Origin of the sequence: Aeromicrobium sp. PE09-221 (assembly GCF_002174305.1) — a bacterium.
Lineage (GTDB): Bacteria > Actinomycetota > Actinomycetes > Propionibacteriales > Nocardioidaceae > Aeromicrobium.
This window is the reverse complement of sequence record NZ_MIJB01000009.1, coordinates 245,085-268,145: the sequence shown is the minus strand read 5'-3', so window position 1 is coordinate 268,145 and position 23,061 is coordinate 245,085. Positions and strand designations below refer to the sequence as shown.

Below are 23,061 nucleotides of genomic sequence, written 5' to 3'. Positions count from 1 at the left end.
TGGTGTCGACGCGCTAGGCGATGATGATCGAGACGTTGGTCACGGGCACCAGCATAGACTGGCGCGACGATGAGCACCACAGCAGTCCCACGCCCCGGACAGGTCGACGTCATGTACGCCGTGGTCACGACCTCACCACTCGAGCGCGATGATCCCCTGCCGACGGGCCTCGAGCCCCTTCTGCGACGCAATGGCACCAATCAGCAACTGCTGGCGATGTGGCGAGAACGCCAACACGCGCAGCTCCTGCTGCGCTCGGTGCCGCTGGCCGATGCCGGCGAGACCCATCTGCGTACGCGCGCGGCCGCGCTGACGCTGGCGGCCGAGAACGACGGGGTCGTGGTCGATCTCGCCATTCCTCGACTGGTGGAGCCCCCAGTTGACGAGCTGAGCCTCGCCCACTCCGATGCCTGGGTCATGGTGCACTACGAGGTGGCCGATCGCGGAGCGATCGGCAGCCGCGGACTGGAGTCCTTCGGTCTGCCGGAGCTGTGCGTCACGGTGCCCGAGGGTGCCGATCCGGCGATGTGCGGAGCCGTCACCAGCGGGCTGACCCACCGCCTGCTGGCGGAGTGGCCCCAGATGGATCCGGTCGGTCCCGCGGTCATCACGCTGCGCGATATCGCCTTCGGCCTGGGCGACCCGCAGGCCGCGGAGATCGGCACCGAACGCCGGATCCGGGTCGAGATCAGCTACGACGATGTCGCCCACGAGCTCGATGTGACCCTGGTAGACGATCCGGCGATCCTCTTCGCCTGACCCTCTCCCCTGGTGACCAGCTACTGCTGCGTTGGGGTCAGACGGTGCTGATGTCGTCGGCGACGTGGGGCGGCTCAGGCCGGGGCGCGAGATTGGCGAGGGACTCCGGCTGCAGGATCTTCTCCAACGTCTCCGGCGGCAGAAGCTCGCGCTCCAGGATGAGCTCGGCCACACCGCGACCGGTCGCGAGGGCCTCCTTCGCGACCTCGGTGGCCGCCGCGTAGCCGATATACGGGTTGAGCGCCGTCACGAGCCCGATGGAGTTCTCCACCTCCGCGCGCAACAGCTCGCGATTGGCGGTGATGCCGTCCACGCAGCGGCCGGCGAGCACCAGGATCGCCTCGCGCAAGCGCGACAGGCCGGCTGACAGTGAATAGCAGATGACCGGCTCGAAGGCGTTCAGCTGGAGTTGGCCGCTCTCCGCGGCCAAGGAGACCGTGACATCGTGCCCGATGATCTGGAAGGCGACCTGGTTGACCGCCTCGGGGATCACCGGATTGACCTTGCCCGGCATGATGCTCGACCCCGCCTGCACCGCGGGCAGGTTGATCTCATTCAAGCCGGCGCGCGGGCCCGAGGACAGCAACCGCAGATCGTTGCAGATCTTGGACAGCTTGACGGCCACGCGCTTGAGCGTGCCCGACAGCTGCACGAACGCGCCGCAGTCCTGCGTGGCCTCGATCAGATCGACCGCGGGCACGAGGGGCAGGTGAGTGATCTCCGCCAGATGCCGACACGCGGACTGGACATAACCCGCAGGGGAGTTGAGCTGGGTGCCGATCGCCGTGGCACCGAGGTTGATCTCGTGCAGGAGCATCACTGCCTCGCCCAGCCGGGCCCGGTCCTCGCCGATCATCAGGCTGTAGGTGCGGAACTCCTGGCCCAGGGTCATGGGCACCGCGTCCTGCAGCTGGGTCCGGCCCATCTTGAGCACGTCACGGAACTCATCGGCCTTGCGGGCGAAGGACTCCTCGAGCACGGCCATCGCCTCCAGCAGCGACTTCGTGGCCATGATGATGGCGATCTTGATCGCCGTCGGGTAGACGTCATTAGTCGACTGGCTCAGATTGACGTGCTCATTGGGGTGCAGACGCGTGTAGTCGCCCTTGGGGTGACCGAGATTCTCCAGCGCGAGATTAGCGATCACCTCGTTGGCGTTCATATTCGTCGAGGTGCCTGCACCACCCTGGATGACGTCGACGACGAACTGATCGTGCAAGGCCCCCTCACGAATCTGCTCGCAGGCATCGCGGATCGCCTCGAATCGCTTGTCGTCGAGCAGGCCCAGCTCGTGATTGGCGGTCGCGGCGGCCTCCTTGACGCAGACCAGCGCCTCGACCAGATAGGGACTGCCCTCGATCGGGATGCCCGTGATCGGGAAGTTCTCCAGCGCACGAAGCGTGTGCACTCCCCAATAGACGTCGGCCGGGACCTCACGGTCGCCGATGAGATCGTGCTCGCTGCGCGTGGAGGAGTCCATGACGTCCATCCAATCACCTGGACGCGACGGACCGGCGGGTAACCGGAAGCGTGTTCGCGTCGGCCACCTTGAGGGAAGACCGCCGCGATGTGACGCGATCAGATCAGGCGGGTCATCCAGCCGTGCTCGTCACGAGCGCGGCCGTACTGGATGTCGACGAGGGCCTGCCGGATCGCTCCGGTGACCTTGCCGAGCTCGCCGTCGCCGGACGTGACCTCGCCGCCGTTCCACTTCAGCGTGCCGACGGGAGTGATGACCGCGGCGGTGCCGCAGGCGAAGACCTCGGTGATCGTGCCGCCGGCGACACCCTCACGCCATTCGTCGATGCTGACCCTGCGCTCGACGACCTCATGTCCGAGATCGCGGGCGAGTTGCAGGATCGAGTCGCGGGTGACTCCTTCGAGGATGGAGCCACTCAGTTCCGGCGTGACGATCGACCCATCCGCGTGCACGAAGTACAGGTTCATGCCGCCGAGCTCCTCGATCCAGCGGTGCTCGACGGCGTCGAGGAAGGCAACCTGGGCGCATCCGTGGGCGGCCGCCTCCTGCTGCGGCAGCAGGCTGGCGGCGTAGTTGCCACCGCACTTGGCGGCACCGGTTCCGCCCGCGCCCGCGCGGCTGAACTCCTCGGAGAGCCAGATCGAGACGGGCTTGATGCCTCCGGTGAAGTAGGCGCCGGCCGGCGAGGCGATGACCGAGTAGGTGACGTGCTGGCTGGGCCGCACCCCGAGGAAGACCTCCGAGGCGAACATGAACGGGCGCAGGTAGAGGCTCTTCTCCTCCCCGGACGGCACCCAAGCGCGATCGGTCTCGACCAGCGCGCGGATCGAGCCGAGGAACCAGTCGAGCGGCAGCTCAGGCAGCGCGAGCCGTCGCGCCGACCGCTGGAGGCGCTCACCGTTGGCCTCGGGGCGGAACAGCCACACCGATCCGTCGGCCTGGCTGTAGGCCTTGAGGCCTTCGAAGATCTCTTGGGCGTAGTGCAGGACGGCGGTGGCGGGATCGAGCTGCAAGGGCCCGTATGGCACGACACGAGGGTCGTGCCAGTCCTCGGCCGGGGTCCACTCGGCCAGGAACATGTGGTCGGTGAAGTGGTTGCCGAAGCCGGGATTGGCGAGGATGCCGATACGTTCGGCTTCCCCGCGCGCGTGATCGGAGAGTTCGATGCGGGGGGCGAACGTGGGCGAGGTCATAGAGGTCACGGTACTGCTTTCTGGTGATCGGAGGGTACGGGGTCAGGCGACCACCGATACCGCTGCGGCCACGCGTGACGCGATGGCCTCTCCCACCTCCTCGGTGCCGCGAGTGCCGCTGCGCTCGGCGATATCGGCCTCGACCGCGTCCGTCACGGCCGCCGCCGCCTCGGGCAGGCCGAGGTGGTCCAGCAGGAGCGCCGCCGAGAGGATCGCCGCGGTCGGGTCGGCCTTGCCCTGGCCCGCGATATCCGGAGCCGAGCCGTGGACGGGCTCGAACATGCTGGGAGCCGTGCGATCGGGGTTGACATTGCCGCTGGCCGCCAGGCCGATACCACCGGTCACAGCAGCGGCCAGGTCGGTCAGGATGTCGCCGAAGAGGTTATCGGTGACGATGACGTCGAAGCGTCCGGGGTCGGTGGTGAGGAAGATCGTGGCGGCATCGACGTGGAGGTAGTCCACCGTGATCTCGGGGTACTCGGCAGCGACCTTCTCGACGGTGCGCGACCAGAGATGACCCGCGTGCACGAGCACATTGTTCTTGTGCACGAGCGTGAGCTTCTTGCGCGGACGTGCCTGGGCGCGCTCGAAGGCATCGCGGACGACCCGCTCGACGCCGAAGGCCGTGTTGAGGCTGACCTCGGTCGCGACCTCGTGCGGCGTGCCGACGCGGATCGCACCGCCGTTGCCGACGTACGGACCCTCGGTGCCCTCGCGGACGACGATGAAGTCGATCTCGCCGGGGCCGCCCAGGGGCGTGGGCACACCGGGGAACAGCTTGCTCGGCCGCAGGTTGACGTAGTGGTCGAGCTCGAAACGCAACCGCAGCAGCAGACCGCGCTCGAGGACGCCTGACGGCACCGACGGATCACCCACCGCACCGAGCAGGATGGCGTCGTGCTGACGGATCTCCTCCAGCACCGAATCGGGCAGCGTCTCACCCGTCGCATGCCACCGCCGCGCGCCGAGATCGTACTCGGTCGAGGTGAAGGCGACATCGTGATGCTCGGCGATGACGCCGAGCACGCGCAGTGCTTGGGCAGTGACTTCGGGGCCGATGCCGTCGCCGGGCACGACAGCGAGCGAGAACGTGGTCATGGGCGCGATCCTACGGGACCCGGTCTCATGATGTGAAACCGGTATCTCAGCTGTCGATCAGTTATCGTCGGGGCGGTCACTGACCTCGGCAACGTCCTCGTCGCGCAGGTGAGCCGGTCCCCATTCGATCAATGGCTGGTTCATGATGACGTGCTCCTTCGAAGAGTGGATGGGTGCTGGGAGTCAGCGGGATCCGGATCGATCCGACGACTCGCCAGGCCACATGCTCGAAGGTGGTCGAGCTCTGACAGAGGAGGAGACCAGGTCATGGTCAGGACATCTGCTGCGGAGTCGCCGGGCCAACGCCGAAACTCCGCGGCAGGTGTGGCCCTAAGAGGTCCTGCCGCGGCAAGCGATGAGTACGAACTGCTTCCGCATGTTCACATGCTAACTGTCACGATCGGCTTTGTGAAGCATTTCGCGAGACGCTGTGCTGCGTGTCTCACGAGCCGGTCGGCACCGACCGGATGCCGTGGTCACCGTGCCACACTGAGCACGTGAGCGCACCCACCGATCTCCCCGATCTCGTCGCCCGGACCCTCGACCTGTCCCGGCGGCGGGGGTTCATCACCTCGACGCGTCACGAGACCGGACGCCTGCTCGCCGCCCTGGCAGCCTCCCGCAGCGGCACCCTCGCCGAACTGGGCACCGGATGCGGTGTGGGTTCGGCCTGGTTGCACAGCGGCGCGCCGAAGGAGGCCTCGATCGTCAGCGCCGAACTCGACCCCGATCTCGCCGAGGACGTCCAGGAGATCTTCGGCGATGCCGAGAACGTCCGCGTCCTCTCCGGTGACTGGTCGGCCTTGGAGGAGTTCGCTCCCTTCTCCCTGCTGTTCGTCGACGTCCGCGATGTCATGGCCGATATCGATGTCCTCGCCGACATGCTCGAAGCCGGCGGGATCGCGGTGCTCGACGACTTCGTGCCCTCCTCCTTCTGGCCGCCCATCGTCGACGGGCAGGTCGACTCCATCCGCGAGCAGTGGCTCACCGACGAGCGCTTCGCGGCCGTCGAGATGCTCATCGACCCAGACGCGAGCCTCATCATCGCCACCCGCCGCTGACCGGTCAGCGCCAGGCGGCCTCCCAGAACGCGAGCTCATAGCGGGTCGCCCGGCCGTACGCCTGGTGCATGGCCGGGATCGTCGACGGATCGAGCTCGGCCCACCGGTCGGCGATGGCCTCGCAGCGCCGCGTCGCCTCCGCGAACCCGGGATCGCCGTACTGCTCGAGCCACGACCGATACGGATGGTCCGCATGGGCCGCGGCGGCGAGCGACTCCCCCACGTGCGCATAGACCCGGAAGCACGGCAGTACCGCAGCGAGACCGACGCTCACGGGCCGCTGCGTCGCGGCCGCGAAAAGAAATCCGGTGTACGCATCGCAGGTCGCGCTCGGCAGGGACCCCGCCAGCGTGGTGCCGATCACCGTCTCGTGCAGCTCACGCTCGGCCACCGCCGCGCCGGCAGCGAACTCCGCCATCGCCCCGACATCGGCGGTGGTGGGCGCGCGTACCGCCAGCATCGCGAGCACCCGGCCGTATCGGTCGAGATAGTGCGCGTCATCACAGAGGTAGCGCTCGAAGGTCTCGGATGGCAGCGTGCCGTCGGCGAGCCCCAGGACGAAGGGGTGATCCATGATCTGCGCGACCACATCGGCCGCTTCGACCCAAGCGCGTTCGCTGAAGCTCATCGGTCTTCACCTCTCAAATCGACCAGGTGGTCCACGGGGCCGTGCCCGGCGCCGATCCGCCGATCGACCGACGCGACGATCGCGCGCTGAAGATAGGCACGGGCGGCCACCACGGCGTCGGCCATCAGATCGCCGAGGGCCAGGCGCGAAGCGACCGCCGCCGACAAGGTGCAACCGGTCCCGTGCGTATTGGGGGTGTCGATCCGGGCATTGATCAGCCGGCCCGCGCCGTCGGCAGAGACGAGCAGGTCGACTACCTCGTCGCCATCGAGATGACCGCCCTTGACGAGGACATGGCGTGCGCCACGTGCCATCACGGCCCGGCCGGCGGCCTCGAAGTCATCGGGCGAACGGACGTCGCGACCGGCGAGCACTGCCGTCTCCGGCAGATTGGGAGTCGCCAGGTCGGTGATCGGCAGCAGCAGTTCGACGATCGCCGCGACCGCGTCCTCGGGGATCAGGCGGTCCCCCGAGGTGGCGACCATGACGGGGTCGAGCACTAGCGGGATCTCGGGTCGTTCCCCCAGCCGGGATGCGATCGTCTCGATCACCCCGGCATCGCCGAGCATGCCGATCTTGATCGCCCGGACATCCAGATCCTCCAGCACCGCGTCGAGCTGTTCGCCGACGAAACTCGCGGGGACCGGATGGATGCCGCGGACACCGGTGGTGTTCTGCGCTGTCAGCGCGGTGAGGACGCTGGCGCCGTAGACCCCGAGAGCCGTCGCGGTCTTGAGATCGGCTTGCACGCCGGCCCCTCCGGACGGGTCGGACCCGGCGATCGTCAACATGACCGGTTCGCTCATCGTGCTCTCCCTTCTTCCACCGCGGCGCCGAGAGCCCGCGCGGCTGCACATGGGTCGGATGCTCGGGTGATGGCCGAGACGACCGCCACGGCATCCGCGCCGGCTGCCACCGCCTCAGCCGCACGTTCGAGGTCGATGCCTCCGATGGCGACGACAGGGAGGGACGATCGCGCCGAGATCATCCGCACCCCCTCGAGGCCGAGCGGCTCCTCGTGATCGGGTTTGGTCGGCGTCGCCCACACCGGGCTGACGGCCAGATAGTCACACGCCCGGACCTGCTCGACATCGTCGAGCTGTGCGATGCCGTTGACGGACCAGCCGATGATCGCCTCACCTCCGAGGGCGTCGCGGGCGTCCGCGGGTCGAGCATCGCTGACGCCGACGTGAACCCCGTCGACGCGTGCGGCGGCCTCGAGATCGTCGTTCACGATGACCGGCACGCCCGTCGCGGACCGGATCGCCCCGGCGGCCTCGACGAGTCGGGAGGTCGAGGCCCTTTTGTCGCGGACCTGGATCAGATCGAGTCCGCCTTGCGCGGCGGTGACACAGATGTCCACGATCTCGTCGTGCGGCTCGGTCACCAGATACACACCGTGAATGAAGTTCATCGCCACACGACATTCCGCAGATCATCGGGCTGCTGGAGGTACAGGGCGTCGAGCAGGGCCGGTCGGAGCGTCCCCGGGCCGGCGGCCGACTCCCCCGCGACCCGCCCAGCCGCTGCCAGGATCGTCATGGCGCTGGCGGCGCCCACCCAGGGATCGGCGGCACATGCGCAGGTCGCTGCGACCAAGGCGGATGCCGCGCAGCCGAGGGCCGAGATGAGCGGCATCCGAGGATCCCCGCCCTCGACGAGCACCGTCCGCCCACCATCGGTGACCACATCGGTCGCGCCACTGACGACCACGACCGTTCCCAGCGATCCCGCGAGCCGCTCGGCCTCGTGGCGGATGGCGATCGAGTCGTCCGTGCTGTCGACACCACGTCCGGCGCCACGGGCGGTCGCGATGGCGAGGATCTCACTGGCATTCGCCCGGAGGACGGTGGGTCGGTGCGCGAGCAACGCGGTGACGGTCTCACGGCGGTACCTCGTGGCACCGACCGCGACCGGATCGAGCACCCACGGGATGCCACGGTCGTGCGCCGTGCCCGCGGCGGCGTGCATTCCCTCGACCCAGGGAGGGCTCAGCGTGCCGATGTTCACGGTGACCGCCGAGGCGAGAGCGGCCATGTCGGCAGCCTCGTTCACATCGTGCACCATCGCGGGGGATGCGTGCGCGGCATTGAGCAGATTGGCAGCCACGTCCATCGAGACGTAGTTGGTGATGCACTGGACGAGCGGCGTGCGCTCACGCACGGCACGGGCGGTGTCGACGACAGCGTCGACGGAAAGATCGGACGTCATACGGCTCCCTAGCGCCGGTGTTAACCGGATCAGGTTCGGCGGGTGTGTTCTCAGCCCTCGCGGGCACCCCGGCGTGGTGGTGTCGTGCCGACCGTAGCAGCCGCCACGGAACCGCCGGAGCGAGGGTTGTCCACAGCGCGGCACGATGGCGGGTGACAAACGGACCGATCGCCACTACTTTCGTGTCATCGATGTCGGGGGTGATGAGATGCGGCGGATGGTCCTGCCGGTGCTGGCGGTGGCGCTCATGGGGTGTTCGGGTCAACCCGAGCCGTCCGAGGAGACGGTCACGCCGACTCCGGAGATCACCGTGCCCGCGATGCCGGAGCTGGCGGCCGATGACTCCCCCGCGGGAGCCGAAGCCTTCGCCCGCCACTACATCGAGGTGCTGAACTACTCCGCTCTGACCGGCGACACCGCGGAACTGGAGAACCTGTCCGCCGACGACTGCACCGGCTGCGCGAAGTACATCGAGCTCTACCGATCGACCTACCAAAACGGCGGATTCTTCACCGGTGGAGAGTGGACCGTGGAAGCCGTTGCGCTGAACTCTCGAAACTCCACCCATGAAGTGACAGCAGATATTTCCGCCAGCGCAGGAAGCTCAAAGAAGTCAGCGACCGACACGGAGATCGAGAACGCGGCGTACCAAGAGCGCGTCTTCCTTGAGGTATCGCGAGGTGGCGACCGTTGGATCGCGCAGAGGCTTGGAAGGCCCGAAGAGTGATTCTCGCACTAGTAGTACTTGTGACAGCGCTTGTCGGTGGCGATGTTGTCGACGTATCCCCATCCCCCCGCCGACCATCAGTTGTCGTGGACGTGGAGCGCAGCGGCCCTGGGAGCGCGCCGAAGGTTCCTGGGCCGGTGGCGGGGCCGGGTGGAACCCCGGGTGCCCGGCCGCCGACGGTCCGCGAGCGTATCCGAGACGACCTCCGGCGCCGCTGCCCTCCCAGCGCCATCGTCGGATTTCTCTGCTCCCCCGCGCCCACGGACCCTGGCGGGACCGGCGATCCACCTCCTGGATCGGCGCCGGAGCCTCCGTCGCCCGAGGAGATTGAACGAGTCGTCCGCGAGATCGACCTGCCGGCCCTCAGCGTCGCCGTCGAACCGCAGGACACCACCCTCGTCAATCTGCCGACGAATCTGTACACGACAGCCCCCGATGTCGACCAGACCGTGGACGTCCTCGGGGTCGCCGTACGGATCCGCGCGACACCCGTGTCGTTCACCTGGCACCACGGCGATGGCACACAGCAGACCACGGGTCATCCGGGCACTCCCTACCCAGATCTCACCGTCACGCACCGGTACACCCGGGCGGCCGCATCCGTGCGTGTGCACCTGGAGGCCGGCTATCGGGTCGACTACTCGCTGAACGACGGATCATGGGTCCGGCTCGACGGACTCATCGTCGCCTCGGGCCCTCCCACGACTGTCGCCGTCCGCGCCGCCGAGCCCGTGCTCGTCAGGCCGTGACCACGGTTCATCGGGTCCTCGTCCTCCGGTAGCCGTCGCGGAGCAAATCACGCGCCGTGCTCACCACTGCCACTACAAGGAGTCCACTTCCCAGAATCGCCCAAACCATACCGAGATCTTGGCAGCCAATGGCCTTGTATTCGATAGCCAATTGTCGCAGAGTGGCAGCATGACCTCTCGCCAGATGAGCGCTGCGGGCCTGGTGACCGCCGTCGACCCGTCAGCCCACGCACGCGGAGGTCCCGCCTACCGCGCCTGGGCATCGGCCATCGCAGCGGCCGTCCTGGACGGCCGCATCCCCGACGGCACCCGGCTGCCCAGCGAACGGACCCTTGCCGAGGCTGCGGGCATCAGCCGCACCACCGCGACACGTGCCTACGGGGTGCTGCGCGACCGAGGACTCGCATCCGCACGACAGGGCTCTGGGACCGTCATCCGGCTGCCACTCACCGAACGGAACGCGACGAGCCTGCTCGCCACGTCCGCCGACCCGGACGACATCTCCATCACCACGGCCGCGATGCCCGCACCACCGGAGCTCGCCCGCCTCGTGCATCGCGCCGCCGAGGGTCTGCCCAGCCTGATGGCGACCCATGGTTACCTGCCGGACGGACTGCCGCTCCTGCGCGAGCGCCTCGCGCAGCGCTATACCGAGCACGGGCTGGCCACCGAACCCGAGCAGATCATCGTGACCACCGGCGCGCAAGGAGCACTCGCGCTCCTCACTCGCGTCCTCTGCCGTCCCGGCGACCGCGCCTTGACCGAGGCCTGCAGCTATCCACATGCCTTCGACGCCTTCAGCGGAGCAGGGGCCCGCCTCCTCCCGTTGCCCATCGCGGACGACCCCTGGCCCATGGCCGACATCGAACGCGCGGTCCCGTCAGCACAGGTCGCCTATCTGATCCCCGACTTCCACAATCCGACCGGTGCGGTCATGGACGCCGAGCGGCGTGGCCGCATCGGTGCCGCCATGTGCCGACACGGGGTCACCACGATCGTCGACGAGACCATGCGCGATCTGCGCCTCGAGGGCGAGGCTCTCCCCCACCTGGCGCGCTGGTGCCCTGATGCCTTCACCATCGGGTCGGCGTCCAAGTCGATATGGGGTGGACTTCGGGTCGGGTGGATCCGCGCGCCACGCTCGGCCGTCCCCGGTCTGATCCAGGCTCGCATGCACCAGGACCTCGGCGCATCGGCACTCGATCAGCTCATCGTCGCCGAGGCCGTCGCAGCGGGTCTGCTGGACCGTTCCCCCCACCTCCCTATCGCAGGCCGCACGCGTGATGCGGCCATCGCGCTGATCGCCGAGCGACTCCCCGACTGGCGGATCGACCCTCCGGCGGGAGGACTGACCTTGTGGGCTCGGCTCCCTGGACGCATGGCGACCGCACTCGCGATGGCGGCCGAGGAGCGCGGCCTGCTGTTGACGCCGGGACCGCGTTTCTTCGGCGCACAGCCCCACGCGGGTGAGCACTGGATACGCATCCCCTACACACAGCCGCAGGACGTGATGAAGAGGGCGATCGAGCGTCTCGCCTCGGCGTGGGAGGATCTCGGCCCACGGGACGCGGAGGCGGTCCGCGACCCGCGGACCATCGACATCATCGCGTGAGGGCGGAAACACACCGAGCGTGGCGCCCGCGGCATCACAGGATGCTACGGGACACCACGCTCGGTGATGAGAGCGAGCTCAGCGCGCGGCAGTGCCCTCGGTGTAGTCGTCGTCGACCTGTTGCCACGCGAAGTGCGCCCGCAGCTCCTTACCGGTCGCCTCGATCGAGTGGCCCGCCTCCTCCTCGCGCAGACGCTGGAACTCCTTGGCTCCATTGTCCTGGTCCTCGATGAAGCGCTTCGCGAAGGAGCCATCCTGGATCTCGGACAGCACGTCCTTCATGCGGTCCTTGACCGAGGAGTCGATGATCCGCGGGCCGGAGACATAGTCACCGTACTCGGCGGTGTCCGAGACGCTCCAGCGCTGCTTGGCGATGCCGCCCTCGTGGATGAGGTCGACGATGAGCTTGAGCTCGTGCAGCACCTCGAAGTAGGCGATCTCGGGCTGGTAGCCAGCCTCGGTCAGGGTCTCGAAGCCGGCCTGGATCAGGTGCGACACGCCACCACACAGCACGGCCTGCTCGCCGAAGAGATCGGTCTCGGTCTCCTCGGTGAAGGTGGTCTTGATGACGCCGGCGCGGGTGCCGCCGATGGCCTTGGCGTAGGAGAGGGTGAGCTCCCAGGCGTTGCCGGTGGCGTCCTGCTCCACGCCGAGGATGTCCGGGATGCCGCGACCGGCGACGAACTCACGACGCACGGTGTGGCCGGGGGCCTTGGGCGCGACGAGCACGACGTCGACACCGGCGGGCGGCTGGATGAAGCCGTAGCGGATGTTGAAGCCGTGGCCGAAGACGAGGGCGTCACCCTCGACGAGGTTGGGCTCGATCGACTCGGCGTAGAGCGTGCGCTGGACCTGGTCCGGCGCGAGGATCACGACGACATCGGCCTCCTCCGCGGCCTCGGCGGGGGTCAGGACGCGCAGTCCCTCGGCCTCGGCCTTGGCGCGGCTCTTGGAGCCTTCCGGCAGGCCGACGCGCACGTCAACGCCCGAGTCGCGCAGGTTCAGCGCGTGGGCGTGGCCCTGGCTGCCGTAGCCGATGACGGCCACCTGCTTGCCCTGGATGATGGACAGATCCGCATCGTCGTCATAGAACAACTCAGCCACGGGTGATTCTCCTTGCGTTGTGTGATGGACGTCAGTTTTCGGGGTCGACCGCTAGACGACGCTCTGTGCGCCCGGCACCGCCCGCAGGGTGCGGTCGGTGATGGATCGTGAGCCGCGGCCGATCGCCACGCGACCGGACTGGGCGATCTCACGGATGCCGAAGGGCTCGAGGACGTTGAGCATCGCGGCGAGCTTACCGGCGTCGCCGGTGGCCTCGATCGTGACCGAGTCCTGCGCGACGTCGACGACTTTCGCCCGGAACAGCTGCACGGTCTCGAGCACCTGCCCGCGGGTCTGCTGATCGGTCTTGACCTTGATCAACATGAGCTCACGCTCCACGGCGGCGGTCGGCTCGAGCTCGACGATCTTGAGCACCTGCACGAGCTTGTTCAGCTGCTTGGTGACCTGCTCGAGGGGAAGCTTGTCGACATTGACCACGATGGTCATGCGCGAGATCTCGGGGATCTCCGTCGGTCCGACCGCCAGGCTCTCGATATTGAAGCCGCGACGCATGAACAGACTCGACACGCGGGCGAGCACGCCGGGGCTGTTCTCGACCAAGACGCTCAGGGTATGCGTGCTCACAGGTCGTCCTCTTCCCAGTCGGGCGCGAGATCCCGCGCGATCTTGATGTCGTCATTGCTGGTGCCGGCCGCGACCATGGGCCAGACCATGGCGTCGCGCTCGACCACGAAGTCGATCACGACGGGCACATCGTTGATGCTCAGCGCCTTGGCGATGACATCGTCGAGGTCGTCCTCGCTCTCGCATCGCAACCCGACACAACCGTACGCCTCGGCCAGCTTGACGAAGTCGGGGATCCGGCGTGCGCCGATCGACTCCGGTCCGGTATTGAGGTCGGTATTGGAGTAACGGCCCTCGTAGAAGAGCGTCTGCCACTGGCGCACCATGCCCAGCGAGGAGTTGTTGATGACGGCGATCTTGACCGGAATGCCCTCCAGCGCGCAGGTGGCGAGCTCCTGATTGGTCATCTGGAAGCAGCCGTCTCCGTCGATGGCCCACACGACGCGGTCCGGGGCGCCGGCCTTCGCTCCCATCGCGGCGGGCACGGCATAGCCCATGGTGCCGGCGCCGCCCGAGTTGAGCCACTGGCGGGGTCGTTCGAAGTCGACATAGTGCGCCGACCACATCTGGTGCTGGCCCACACCGGCGACATAGGTGGCCTCCGGACCGGACAACGCGCTGATCCGCTCGATGACCGTCTGCGGAGCCAACCCCTCGGCGGGCTTGTCATAGGAAGGTGCGAATTTGGACTTGAGTCCGAGCACGAAGGCACGCCAGGCCGAGTACTCCCCGACCAGGCCGTCCTCCTCCGCCTGCTTCTGCAGGGCGCGTACGAGATCGGCGATCACCTCGCGGGCATCGCCCACGATCGGGACGTCGGCGGTGCGATTTTTGGAGATCTCGGCGGGATCGATGTCGGCATGGACGACCTTCGCATTCGGAGCGAAGGACTCCAGATTGCCGGTCACACGGTCGTCGAAGCGGGCACCGAGGGTGATGAGCAGATCGGACCGCTGGAGCGCCCCGACAGCAGCGACCGTGCCGTGCATGCCGGGCATGCCGAGATGCAACTCGTGCGAGTCGGGAAAGGCACCGCGCGCCATCAAGGTGGTGACGACCGGGATCTGGGTCAGCTCGGCAAGCACCTTGAGTTCGGCCGCCGCATTGGCCTTGATGACGCCGCCGCCGACATATAGCACGGGCTTGCGTGCCTCGGCGATGAGCTTGGCCGCCTCACGGATCTGCTTGTTATGCGGACGCGAGGTGGGACGGTAGCCCGGCAGCGCCAGCTCGTGCGGCCAACGGAAGCTGGTGGGACCCTGCAACGCATCCTTGCTGATGTCGACCAAGACCGGGCCGGGACGGCCGGTCGAGGCGATGTGGAAGGCCTCCGCGATGGCGCCGGGGATGTCCGCCGGATCGGTCACCAGGAAGCTGTGCTTGGTGATGGGCATCGTGATGCCGCGGATGTCGGCCTCCTGGAAGGCGTCCGAGCCGATGACCCCGCTGGCGACCTGACCGGTGATCGCGACGATCGGCACCGAATCCAGGTACGCGTCGGCGATGGCGGTCACGAGGTTGGTGGCACCCGGGCCGGACGTGGCCATGCAGACGCCGACCTTGCCGGTCTCCATGGCGTAACCCTCGGCGGCGTGCCCCGCTCCCTGCTCGTGGCGGACCAGGACATGTCGGATCGAGGAGTCGAACAAGGGATCGTAGGCCGGGAGGATCGCGCCCCCCGGGATACCGAAGATCGTATCGACGCCCACGCGCTCCAGGGCGCGGACGAGGCTCTGTGCCCCCGTGATGATCTCAGCCGGCGGTTCGGTCATCTCGCGGTCCATCTCTGCTCAGTGGGTCGGTACTTCTGGCGTGCAGCTCACATAAAAAAACCCTCCGGCCCGTCAGGGCAGTGGAGGGAGGCGATCGTCGGTGACGACCGCCTAGGAAACTACGAGAAGCTGTGCACGCACGCGTCCAGTGTGCTCCTTGCACCAGACCCTGGTCAAGTTCTGAGACATTCTCTTCCACCATGTGGACCAACCCGTTGTCCGCGCCGGAATCCGGACGGTGTTGAATGGTCGGGAGCGCTTCACTGCGGGGCGCCGCGATGAAAGGTACGCCATGAAGCCGTTCACCAGGGCCGCCGCCGCGGTCTCGACCGCCGTGCTCGTCGGCTCGCTCGCTGCCTGCGGCGGCGGAGCCGACCGCCCCAGTCAGCAGGAGCTCGCCGACGCGATCACCTCCGAGGAATCGCCGCTCGGTGGCGCCGCGGTCCCCGACGAGATGGCGGACTGCGTGGCCGGGGTCTTCGTCGACTCCGATCTCTCCGACGAGGCTCTGCGCGCCATGGCCGACCTCGACGAGGATTACGAGGCCTCGGAGGAAGACGAAGAGACGCTCGGCAACCTCAGCCAAGATGTGATGACCGAGTGCACTCCCGAGATCGAGACCCCGGGGACTCCGGACTCCGAGTGATCCGACTCGACTACGGCCTCCGTCCTCATTGGGCGGGGGCCGCGGTCGTTCTCGCCCCGAGTTTCACCAGGGTGAGGGGCGGAAGTCTTTGAGGAAGACGCCGTAGAGGTCCTCGCCCGCCTCACCGCGCACGATCGGGTCGTAGACCCGCGCCGCGCCGTCGACCAGATCGAGCGGCGCCTTGAAGCCCTCCTCGGCCAAGCGCACCTTGGTGACATGGGGCCGTTCGTCGGTGATCCATCCGGTGTCGACCGCGGTCATCAAGATGCCCTCGCTCTCGAACATCTCTCCCGCGCTCGTGCGCGTCAGCATATTCAGCGCCGCCTTGGCCATATTGGTGTGCGGATGGCCGGGGCCCTTGTAGGCCCGGGCGAACTGCCCTTCCATCGCCGACACGTTGACGACATAGGAACGACGCGCGCCCGCGCGGACCGCAGCCGCCATCGCGGGCCTCAGCCGGCTCGTCAGGATGAACGGGGCGACGCTATTGCACAGCTGCACCTCGAGCAGCTCCAGCGCATCGACCTCGCCCACATGCTGCACCCAGCTGTTGGTGTCCACCACATCGGGCACCAGTCCCCCGGCATCGATGCGCTCCAGGTCGGCCGACCCCGCTGTCAGCGCCATCGCAGTGAGTGCGTCGGCCGTCCCGGCGTCCCCGGCAAGGACCGGGTGCGAGGCCACCGATCCGACGAGCGAGGCCGGATGCGCGTCGCTGGGGTGACCGAAGGTGACGAGCTCGGGCATGGGGCCGGCGGAGAGCTCGGTCATCTCGGCATCAGCGAGGTGCTGATAGGCGCCCGGGGACCGCTTGACGGTCTGCGCGGCGTTGTTGATGAGGATGTCCAAGGGCCCAGCGGCAGCGACATCGTCGGCCAGCCCGATGACCTGAGCGGGATCGCGCAGGTCGATGCCCACGATCTTCAGCCGGTCGATCCACTGATCGCTGTCGGGCAACTGACGGAACCGGCGCACCGCATCGCGCGGGAAGCGGGTCGTGATGGTCGTGTGTGCCCCGTCGCGCAGCAACCGCAAGGCGATGTACATGCCGATCTTCGCGCGGCCACCCGTCAGCAGAGCGCGCTTGCCCGACAGATCGGTGCGAGCATCACGCTTCGCGTGGCTCATGGCCGCGCAGTCGGGGCACAACTGGTGATAGAAGGCGTCGACGACCGTGTAATCGGTCTTGCAGATATAGCAGGGACGGGCCACCTTCAGCGTCCCGGCGGTGGCGCCCTTGGCCTGTGAGACCAGCGGCAGGCCGGCGGTCTCGTCGTCGATCCGTCGCGCCGAACCAGTGGCGGTCGCCTCGATCACCGCGCGATCGGCGGCGGCGATCTCGGCCCGCTTGGCCTTGCGGCGCTGCTTCTTGACGTCCTTGTAGAACTTGCCGCACGCGCGTCGCAGCGCGATATAGGCGTCGTCCTCCTCGCCGAGGAACTGAGCCTCGCCGAGGACCTTCAGCGCGACGGCGAGCTCATCGGGATCGATCGTTGACACCGCGCGATCCTACCGGGAGGCCCCGACGGGATCAGCGGGCTAGGTCGTCGACCGCGAAGGACACCCGGAAGGGGCGCTCCACACAGACCGTCTCCCCGGGCCCCCAGCTGCCGAGTTCGGTGTAGACGTCGTCGCAGGGATTCAGCGCATAAGCCGTCAGGCTCAGCTCCGGTTCGGTCTCGACCCTCCAGAAACCCTCGATGCCCCACATCGCGTACTGGGCCGGCTTAGTGATCCGGTCGGTCGTCACCGAGGCCGGCGACACCACCTCCAGAGCGAGGAGCACGTCCGACGGGGCGAGCCAGAGTCCAGCTGGCGTGACATCTCGCCGGACGACCGCCACATCCGGTTGACGGTAGTGACGTGAACCGAACTGGATACCGGCGCACGGCGGTGCGGACCGATGATGATGCATTGTGGTCGCTATAGCCACCCGAACGCATCATGTTTCGAGGCGATGCGGACCGGTCGTGATGCATTGTGGTCGTCATAGCGGCCCGAATGCATCATCATCAGTCCCCGCGCGACGAATACGACGGAACCATCGACGAACGCCGCCACGACGGGATTCTCTGGAAGGCTATCCGCAGACGGCGCCGTCGGCGGCCGAGGACACGAGCTTGGCGTACTTGGCGAGCACGCCCGTGGTGTACCGCGGCGGGTTGGGCTCCCAGCCCTGCTGACGACGCTCGAACTCGTCGGCCTCGATCTCGACCTCGAGGGTGCGGTTGGCCATGTCCAGCTCGATGATGTCGCCATCGCGGACGAAGGCGATCGGACCGCCGTCGACCGCCTCGGGTGCGACGTGGCCGACGCACAGACCGGTGGTGCCGCCGGAGAAGCGCCCATCGGTCAGCAACAGCACGTCCTTACCGAGACCGGCGCCCTTGATGGCACCGGTGATCGCCAACATCTCGCGCATGCCCGGGCCGCCCTTGGGACCCTCGTAGCGGATGACGACCACATCACCGGCCACGATCGTGCCGTCTTCCAGCGCATCCATCGCCGCGCGCTCGCCGTCGAAGACCCGGGCGGTGCCGCGGAAGACATCGGAGTCGAAGCCGGCGCTCTTGACGACCGCACCCTCGGGGGCGAGCGAGCCCTTGAGCACCGTGATGCCGCCCGTGCGGTGGATCGGCTCAGAGAGCGGACGGATGACGCTGCCGTCGACCTTGCCGTCGAGCCCGAGATCAGCGAGGTTCTCGGCCATGGTCTTGCCCGTGACCGTGAGGGTGTCGCCGTGCATGAGCCCTGCGTCGAGCAGAGCCTTCATGACGACGGGGATGCCGCCCTTCTGGTCGACGTCGTACATGACGTACTTGCCGAAGGGCTTGAGGTCACCCAGGTGCGGGACCTTGTCGCCGATGCGGTTGAAGTCCTCGAGGGTGAGGTCGACCTCGGCCTCACGCGCGATGGCCAGCAGGTGGAGGACGGCGTTGGTGGAGCCGCCGAGAGCCATCACGATGGCGATCGCGTTCTCGAAGGCCTCGCGGGTCATGATCTGACGAGCGGTGATGCCCTTGCGCAACAGCTCGACGACGGCCTTGCCGGACTCCTGCGCGAAGCCGTCGCGGCGACGGTCGATCGCGGGCGGCGCCGCCGAACCCGGCAGGCTCATGCCAAGTGCCTCGGCGACCGAGGCCATCGTGTTGGCGGTGTACATGCCACCGCAGGCCCCCTCGCCCGGGCAGATATTGCGCTCGATCTTGTCGAGCTGCTCGCGGGAGATCAGACCCTTCATACAGGCGCCGACACCCTCGAAGCCGTCGATGAGCGTGACATCCTCGCCATCGACCTTGCCCGGCATGATCGACCCGGCGTAGAGGAAGACGCTCGCGAGATCGAGGCGAGCCGCTGCCATCAGCATGCCCGGCAGGCTCTTGTCACAGCCGGCCAGCAGCACCGATCCGTCGAGCCTCTCGGCCATCATCACAGTCTCGACCGAATCGGCGATGACCTCGCGGCTCACGAGCGAAAAATGCATACCCTCATGGCCCATCGAGATGCCGTCCGAGACGCTGATCGTGCCGAACTCGAGCGGGTAGCCACCGCCCGCATGCACGCCCTCCTTGGACGCCTTGGCGAGGCGATCCAGAGAGAGATTGCAGGGGGTGATCTCGTTCCAGCTCGACGCCACGCCGATCTGCGGCTTGGCCCAGTCGTCATCGCCCATCCCGACCGCGCGGAGCATACCGCGCGAGGCGGTCGCCTCGATGCCATCGGTAACCGTCCGGCTACGGGGCTTGATGTCGATCTGGTCCGCTGGAGTGGAGTCGGAGGAGGTCATGGGAAAAGCGTACGACTCGCCTCCCGCCGAACGCCGTGGGGTTATCGCGGAGTCAGAAGAGCGGGACCGCGGCGAAGGCGAGCCCCCAACTGACGAAGCTGCCGACCAACACGTACTCGGCACGTGTGCCGTCTCCAGGATCGCGAGAGATCTCCGGAAACCGCAGCACCCCCTTGGCCGCCATGACAGCGGCGACCGCCGCGTACTGCCCGGCGAGCGCCATCGCGAAGATGAACACCCGCTCGATCGGCCCGAGGATGCGCCCGCCCTGGAGCTCCCTCTCCTCCTCCAGGACCGCCGGCCCGGCTCGCCGCAGCACCGCTCGCACGATCACATTGGCCGATTGCAGCAGGAAGAGCACGACACCCAGCCCCAGCGCCGCCACATCCACGTCCAGTCCTTCGATCGGCGGTATCTCCAGGCCGGCGTACCAGGAGCCGATGGGCGGCTCCGTACGCGGCACATGCTGACCGAAGAGGAGCGCGACCACGAGGCCGGCCGCCAGGACGAGCGGGCCCGAGACTCCCTGGCGGTGCTGGGCCGTGAGCCAGAGCATGACGAGGACCATCACGGGGATCAGCGTCCATATGCCTGTGCGCTCCAAGCCGAGCATCGAGCCGCCGAGCACGTAGACGGACAAAGCTGCGAGGAAGGGAAGCTCGAGAGCCCGCAGCCGGCCCCCGGCCGGCCGGCGGACCAGATCGGCCGCGCCCACCGAGGCCAGGAGGAGCGCGACGATGATCATGACCGGCTCCAGGCGTCCTTGAGCGCGAGAGCGCCGCTACGGCGCAAGCTCTGCGACACGGCCGACTGGGTGATGCCCTCCTGCTCGGCCAGCTCCTCCTGGGTGAGTCCGCGGAGGACCCCGAGCGTCAACCGGCGCTGACGTTCGTCGAGCCCGCTCACGATGTGATCGCGACAGACGGCGTAGGCGTTCACGAACTCCCCCTTCTCATATCCCTCGGCCGCCCACACCCGAGTGCGCATGCCCCGGATGCGGCGCTCCTGGCGTTCGACATCCTCGAGCGCCTCCCGGGCGGCCCACCAGGCCGAGCCGTCCTGGATCAGACCATAGGCGCCGGGTCCGACGATCTCGACATCCCCGACCCCGATCCCGGCGCGGCAGTCAGCCGGATGCGGCAGACTGAGCCGAAGGATCATCGCCGCGTCGAGCGCTGTCGCGATATCGGGGTAGACGGCCTGGAGTTCGTCACCGATCGTGGGTTCGGGAGCTTGCACCGCTCCCGGCACCATCTCGGCCGTGACGGCACAGGCCTGCAGCACAGCGCGATGCAGAGCGCCGCGATCGTCCCAGGCGCGGGAGTCGACGAGATCGCCGATGAGAGCAACAGCCATATGCTGATAATGCCATAGAAACAGCAATGAGCTTCTATTGTGCGGCGCGTGGCTGCCGTGCCGGCCGTGATCGCGATGATTGAGGTAGGACACGAGGCGGCGACCCGGGACCGCACATCTCCGCCGCGCGAGGGCGACGCCCGCCAGTCAGTCACCGCTCCTGTCCACCCGCGGCCACCCGCCGGGATGCTGTCGCATCCACCGCTCAGCCGCCGCGTATCCGGCCTCGTAGAGCGACTGCTGCTGAGCGGCGGTGAGATCGAAGTCGGTCCAGCGCACTCCCTTGGGCTTGGCGAAGATGCTCCGATCAGCGTCGACCGGGTCGCTCACATGTCGCACCTGCGTGGAGTCGACGGTGGTGAAGACCAGATTCGTGAGCAGCGACAAGGGGCCGGTCACCGGCTTGGCCTTCGCGCGCTCCCCCGCCGGCGAACTGAGCCGCACGCCGATGGTCGGCCAGCGGCTCGGCAGACCGTCGGTCCGGTCGAAGGCGTCGATCGGATAGCTGCGCAGCAGCGACCCATCGGCGAGCGTGACCGTGCCGAAACGCGACTTCACCCGCACCGGCTCGAAGAGGAACGGGATGGCCGAGGATGCGCGAACCGCCCGCGCCACCGGATAGGTATCGGCGCTGCGACCGTAGCGCGGCAGATCCCACGGCAGATACATGACCCGCTGACGGGAGAGATCGCTCGCGGTGACGACCAGTCGGTAGGCCTTCTCCGGAGGCAATGACGCCTCGGGATCGTCCAGTCGCAGATCGCCGAAGGAGCGCACCCCCAAGTCACCGAGAACACCGGCGAGCCACTGCTGCAGGTAGGCGCCCCGATGCGCCCCGAGATGGAACAGGACACCCCAGGCGCTCGCCGCATTGGGCCACCACGAGAGCGCCCGGCCGATCGGTCGCCGATCGAGCATCGCGCGGTAGTCCATCGTGCGCATGACCTCGTCGACCCGGCTCATCGACTCGCCGCGCTGCTGCATCGCGACGATGATCGCGCCGACCACCGCTCCCGCGGACGAACCGGCGATCCTAGCGAATCGATAGCCGTGATCGGAGAGCGCGACGACCGCCCCCACCAGCGCGATGCCCTTGACCCCGCCCCCTTCGAGCACCAAGTCGGTGACACGTTCGCTCGTCATAGGGACCAACCTACGTCGGCCCCACCATCGGGACAGCGCGTGCGGCACGAGCCCGTTCCACCGCCCGCGGGTGCCCGCGAGTGGTGCAGGTTCGCCCCGGAACCGGCGCTGACAGGGCGAATATGCGCCACTCGCGGGCAGGATTGCACCACTCGCCGGCCACCCTCTTCGACGACCGTGGCTCCGGGCTGTAAACGAGGACTACACTCGGGCCGTGATCTCTCACGAGACCCTGCGCTATGTCGACATCGACAGCCAGGACGGGACCCGTATCCGGGCCTGGACCAATGACGTGGATGGACCACCCGTGCTGCTGTCGAACGGCCTGGGTACCAACCCCTTCGCCTGGCCGGGCCTCCTCCGCGAGGACTGCGGGGTCCATGTGGTCTCGTGGAATCACCGGGGCACCGGCGGAGGGGGACGCGTCGCCGAGCGCCGGGTGAATCTGGATGCCTTCGTCGAGGATGCCGTCGCGACCCTGGACGCCTTCGGCCTCGAACGAGCCCCGGTGCTGGCCTGGTCGGCCGGGGTGACCGTCGCCTTCGAGCTCGCGCGGCGCTTCCCCGACCGGGTCGAGGGCATCTACGCGATCGCCGGTGTTCCCGGCGACACCTTCTCGACGACGCTGGCGCCGCTTCGAGTGCCGCCGTTCATCGCCCGTCGCATGGTGGTCACGCTCAGCCGTACCGCCCGCCGATTCGGGACCCTCGTCGAGCCGCTGACTCGGGATCTTCCTGTCGTCCCGCTCACCTCGCGAGTGCTGCGCCGGACTCGGCTCATCGATCCCGCGGCCGACCTGGAGGAACTCCAGGCCCTCCTCCACGAGTTCCGCACGACCCATCCGCGCTGGTACGCCCACCTAGCTCTGAGCGTGAAGGACCATCAGCGCATCTCGCTGTCGGCGATCGACTACCCGGTGCGTTTCCTCGCCGGGCGACGCGATCTGCTCGTCGGCGCGCGTTACGTCAAGACCGCCGCGGATCGCATCGCGCACGCCAGCTACGACGAGATCAATGCGACGCATTTCATCGGCGTCGAGTTCCCCGACTACGTCACCGCATCCCTCCACGACTTCCTCGCCGATCTCCCGCAGAGCACTCGTTGAGTGTGACGTTTGGACGGTGAAATCAGTGATTCGACCGTCCAAACG

At 67.8% G+C, this 23,061-nt stretch carries 23 protein-coding genes and 1 riboswitch; of the genes, 7 read left to right on the top strand and 16 right to left on the bottom strand.

The features are described 5' to 3' along the window. The first annotated feature begins 69 nt into the window (after nucleotides 1-69). The gene (locus tag BHE97_RS05830; protein WP_140399990.1) at nucleotides 70-759 is read left to right on the top strand and encodes a hypothetical protein; all 690 of its coding nucleotides are present in this window, start codon (nucleotides 70-72) and stop codon (nucleotides 757-759) included. 37 nt (nucleotides 760-796) lie between these two features. On the opposite strand, the gene aspA is transcribed toward BHE97_RS05830, so the two are convergent. The 3 genes from aspA to BHE97_RS05815 form a co-directional block, all read right to left on the bottom strand. Beyond that, entirely contained in the window at nucleotides 797-2,239 is a 1,443-nt protein-coding gene (gene aspA / locus BHE97_RS05825; protein ID WP_087623113.1) for an aspartate ammonia-lyase, read from the bottom strand. 98 nt (nucleotides 2,240-2,337) lie between these two features. Beyond that, nucleotides 2,338-3,432, bottom strand: a complete 1,095-nt coding sequence (locus tag BHE97_RS05820; RefSeq protein ID WP_087623064.1) for a branched-chain amino acid aminotransferase — start codon at nucleotides 3,430-3,432, stop codon at nucleotides 2,338-2,340. A 42-nt stretch (nucleotides 3,433-3,474) separates the two neighbouring features. Beyond that, the gene (locus BHE97_RS05815) at nucleotides 3,475-4,530 is read right to left on the bottom strand and encodes a 3-isopropylmalate dehydrogenase (protein ID WP_087623063.1); all 1,056 of its coding nucleotides are present in this window, start codon (nucleotides 4,528-4,530) and stop codon (nucleotides 3,475-3,477) included. Between the two features lie 497 nt (nucleotides 4,531-5,027). On the opposite strand from BHE97_RS05815, the gene BHE97_RS05810 reads away from it, so the two are divergent. Then, on the top strand, nucleotides 5,028-5,591 hold the full coding sequence (locus BHE97_RS05810; protein ID WP_170931288.1) for a class I SAM-dependent methyltransferase: 564 nt from the start codon (nucleotides 5,028-5,030) through the stop codon (nucleotides 5,589-5,591). A gap of 4 nt (nucleotides 5,592-5,595) precedes the next feature. Here BHE97_RS05810 and BHE97_RS05805 read toward each other — a convergent pair whose 3' ends face one another. The 4 genes from BHE97_RS05805 to thiM all read right to left on the bottom strand — a co-directional run bounded on the left by BHE97_RS05805 (nucleotide 5,596) and on the right by thiM (nucleotide 8,430). After that, a complete protein-coding gene (locus tag BHE97_RS05805; protein ID WP_087623062.1) occupies nucleotides 5,596-6,219 on the bottom strand; it encodes a TenA family protein in 624 nt (207 codons plus the stop codon). Beyond that, nucleotides 6,216-7,025, bottom strand: coding sequence for a bifunctional hydroxymethylpyrimidine kinase/phosphomethylpyrimidine kinase (gene thiD / locus BHE97_RS05800; RefSeq protein ID WP_087623061.1), 810 nt, complete (start codon nucleotides 7,023-7,025; stop codon nucleotides 6,216-6,218). Before thiD ends, BHE97_RS05805 begins: the two co-directional genes overlap by 4 nt. Then, complete coding sequence (gene thiE / locus BHE97_RS05795) at nucleotides 7,022-7,633, bottom strand: thiamine phosphate synthase (RefSeq protein WP_140399988.1); 612 nt, start codon at nucleotides 7,631-7,633, stop codon at nucleotides 7,022-7,024. The genes thiD and thiE overlap by 4 nt, the downstream gene beginning before the upstream one ends. Further along, nucleotides 7,630-8,430: a hydroxyethylthiazole kinase gene (gene thiM / locus BHE97_RS05790; RefSeq protein ID WP_087623059.1), complete on the bottom strand. Its 801-nt coding sequence runs from the start codon at nucleotides 8,428-8,430 to the stop codon at nucleotides 7,630-7,632. The genes thiE and thiM overlap by 4 nt, the downstream gene beginning before the upstream one ends. Further along, nucleotides 8,418-8,511: riboswitch (TPP riboswitch) on the bottom strand. Its footprint overlaps the gene before it by 13 nt. 136 nt (nucleotides 8,512-8,647) lie before the next feature. Here thiM and BHE97_RS05785 point away from each other — a divergent pair. The 3 genes from BHE97_RS05785 to BHE97_RS05775 all read left to right on the top strand — a co-directional run bounded on the left by BHE97_RS05785 (nucleotide 8,648) and on the right by BHE97_RS05775 (nucleotide 11,518). After that, entirely contained in the window at nucleotides 8,648-9,157 is a 510-nt protein-coding gene (locus BHE97_RS05785; protein ID WP_140399986.1) for a DUF6318 family protein, read from the top strand. A gap of 137 nt (nucleotides 9,158-9,294) precedes the next feature. Beyond that, nucleotides 9,295-9,906 carry a hypothetical protein gene (locus BHE97_RS05780; protein ID WP_087623057.1) on the top strand — a complete coding sequence of 204 codons (612 nt, stop codon included), beginning with the start codon at nucleotides 9,295-9,297 and terminating at the stop codon, nucleotides 9,904-9,906. A gap of 169 nt (nucleotides 9,907-10,075) precedes the next feature. Beyond that, entirely contained in the window at nucleotides 10,076-11,518 is a 1,443-nt protein-coding gene (locus BHE97_RS05775; RefSeq protein WP_087623056.1) for a PLP-dependent aminotransferase family protein, read from the top strand. 78 nt (nucleotides 11,519-11,596) lie between these two features. On the opposite strand, the gene ilvC is transcribed toward BHE97_RS05775, so the two are convergent. From ilvC to BHE97_RS05760, 3 genes are read right to left on the bottom strand one after another with little or no spacing between them, the layout of a single operon-like run. Then, complete coding sequence (ilvC, locus tag BHE97_RS05770; RefSeq protein WP_087623055.1) at nucleotides 11,597-12,622, bottom strand: ketol-acid reductoisomerase; 1,026 nt, start codon at nucleotides 12,620-12,622, stop codon at nucleotides 11,597-11,599. A 51-nt stretch (nucleotides 12,623-12,673) separates the two neighbouring features. After that, complete coding sequence (gene ilvN, locus BHE97_RS05765; protein ID WP_087623054.1) at nucleotides 12,674-13,207, bottom strand: acetolactate synthase small subunit; 534 nt, start codon at nucleotides 13,205-13,207, stop codon at nucleotides 12,674-12,676. Further along, nucleotides 13,204-14,979, bottom strand: a complete 1,776-nt coding sequence (locus tag BHE97_RS05760) for an acetolactate synthase large subunit (RefSeq protein WP_087623111.1) — start codon at nucleotides 14,977-14,979, stop codon at nucleotides 13,204-13,206. Before BHE97_RS05760 ends, ilvN begins: the two co-directional genes overlap by 4 nt. 292 nt (nucleotides 14,980-15,271) lie before the next feature. On the opposite strand from BHE97_RS05760, the gene BHE97_RS05755 reads away from it, so the two are divergent. Beyond that, a complete protein-coding gene (locus BHE97_RS05755; protein ID WP_087623053.1) occupies nucleotides 15,272-15,625 on the top strand; it encodes a hypothetical protein in 354 nt (117 codons plus the stop codon). Between the two features lie 63 nt (nucleotides 15,626-15,688). Here the strand turns inward: BHE97_RS05755 and BHE97_RS05750 are convergent, their stop codons facing one another. The 6 genes from BHE97_RS05750 to BHE97_RS05725 all read right to left on the bottom strand — a co-directional run bounded on the left by BHE97_RS05750 (nucleotide 15,689) and on the right by BHE97_RS05725 (nucleotide 21,911). Then, nucleotides 15,689-17,125, bottom strand: coding sequence for an SDR family NAD(P)-dependent oxidoreductase (locus BHE97_RS05750; protein ID WP_087623052.1), 1,437 nt, complete (start codon nucleotides 17,123-17,125; stop codon nucleotides 15,689-15,691). A gap of 31 nt (nucleotides 17,126-17,156) precedes the next feature. After that, complete coding sequence (locus BHE97_RS05745) at nucleotides 17,157-17,540, bottom strand: Uma2 family endonuclease (protein ID WP_087623051.1); 384 nt, start codon at nucleotides 17,538-17,540, stop codon at nucleotides 17,157-17,159. Nucleotides 17,541-17,705: 165 nt separating this feature from the next. Further along, complete coding sequence (gene ilvD, locus BHE97_RS05740; RefSeq protein WP_087623050.1) at nucleotides 17,706-19,412, bottom strand: dihydroxy-acid dehydratase; 1,707 nt, start codon at nucleotides 19,410-19,412, stop codon at nucleotides 17,706-17,708. 52 nt (nucleotides 19,413-19,464) lie between these two features. Then, the gene (locus BHE97_RS05735) at nucleotides 19,465-20,157 is read right to left on the bottom strand and encodes a hypothetical protein (RefSeq protein WP_087623049.1); all 693 of its coding nucleotides are present in this window, start codon (nucleotides 20,155-20,157) and stop codon (nucleotides 19,465-19,467) included. Continuing rightward, a complete protein-coding gene (locus BHE97_RS05730; RefSeq protein WP_087623048.1) occupies nucleotides 20,154-20,768 on the bottom strand; it encodes a SatD family protein in 615 nt (204 codons plus the stop codon). The genes BHE97_RS05735 and BHE97_RS05730 overlap by 4 nt, the downstream gene beginning before the upstream one ends. Nucleotides 20,769-20,915: 147 nt before the next feature. After that, the gene (locus BHE97_RS05725; RefSeq protein ID WP_087623047.1) at nucleotides 20,916-21,911 is read right to left on the bottom strand and encodes a patatin-like phospholipase family protein; all 996 of its coding nucleotides are present in this window, start codon (nucleotides 21,909-21,911) and stop codon (nucleotides 20,916-20,918) included. Nucleotides 21,912-22,125: 214 nt separating this feature from the next. Between BHE97_RS05725 and BHE97_RS05720 the strand changes: the two genes are divergently transcribed. Then, entirely contained in the window at nucleotides 22,126-23,016 is an 891-nt protein-coding gene (locus BHE97_RS05720) for an alpha/beta hydrolase (protein ID WP_170931287.1), read from the top strand. The last annotated feature ends 45 nt before the right edge of the window (nucleotides 23,017-23,061 follow it).

Coding starts and splice junctions, on each gene's coding strand:
- thiD (WP_087623061.1), bottom strand. CDS start 7,025: ATGAGCGAACCGGTCATGTTGACGATCGCCGGGTCCGACCCGTCCGGA.
- BHE97_RS05745 (WP_087623051.1), bottom strand. CDS start 17,540: ATGCATCATCATCGGTCCGCACCGCCGTGCGCCGGTATCCAGTTCGGT.
- BHE97_RS05775 (WP_087623056.1), top strand. CDS start 10,076: ATGACCTCTCGCCAGATGAGCGCTGCGGGCCTGGTGACCGCCGTCGAC.
- BHE97_RS05805 (WP_087623062.1), bottom strand. CDS start 6,219: ATGAGCTTCAGCGAACGCGCTTGGGTCGAAGCGGCCGATGTGGTCGCG.
- BHE97_RS05785 (WP_140399986.1), top strand. CDS start 8,648: ATGGTCCTGCCGGTGCTGGCGGTGGCGCTCATGGGGTGTTCGGGTCAA.
- ilvD (WP_087623050.1), bottom strand. CDS start 19,412: ATGACCTCCTCCGACTCCACTCCAGCGGACCAGATCGACATCAAGCCC.
- BHE97_RS05760 (WP_087623111.1), bottom strand. CDS start 14,979: ATGACCGAACCGCCGGCTGAGATCATCACGGGGGCACAGAGCCTCGTC.
- BHE97_RS05820 (WP_087623064.1), bottom strand. CDS start 3,432: ATGACCTCGCCCACGTTCGCCCCCCGCATCGAACTCTCCGATCACGCG.
- thiM (WP_087623059.1), bottom strand. CDS start 8,430: ATGACGTCCGATCTTTCCGTCGACGCTGTCGTCGACACCGCCCGTGCC.
- BHE97_RS05730 (WP_087623048.1), bottom strand. CDS start 20,768: ATGGCTGTTGCTCTCATCGGCGATCTCGTCGACTCCCGCGCCTGGGAC.
- BHE97_RS05735 (WP_087623049.1), bottom strand. CDS start 20,157: ATGATCATCGTCGCGCTCCTCCTGGCCTCGGTGGGCGCGGCCGATCTG.
- BHE97_RS05755 (WP_087623053.1), top strand. CDS start 15,272: ATGAAGCCGTTCACCAGGGCCGCCGCCGCGGTCTCGACCGCCGTGCTC.
- BHE97_RS05725 (WP_087623047.1), bottom strand. CDS start 21,911: ATGACGAGCGAACGTGTCACCGACTTGGTGCTCGAAGGGGGCGGGGTC.
- BHE97_RS05830 (WP_140399990.1), top strand. CDS start 70: ATGAGCACCACAGCAGTCCCACGCCCCGGACAGGTCGACGTCATGTAC.
- aspA (WP_087623113.1), bottom strand. CDS start 2,239: ATGGACTCCTCCACGCGCAGCGAGCACGATCTCATCGGCGACCGTGAG.
- thiE (WP_140399988.1), bottom strand. CDS start 7,633: ATGAACTTCATTCACGGTGTGTATCTGGTGACCGAGCCGCACGACGAG.
- BHE97_RS05815 (WP_087623063.1), bottom strand. CDS start 4,530: ATGACCACGTTCTCGCTCGCTGTCGTGCCCGGCGACGGCATCGGCCCC.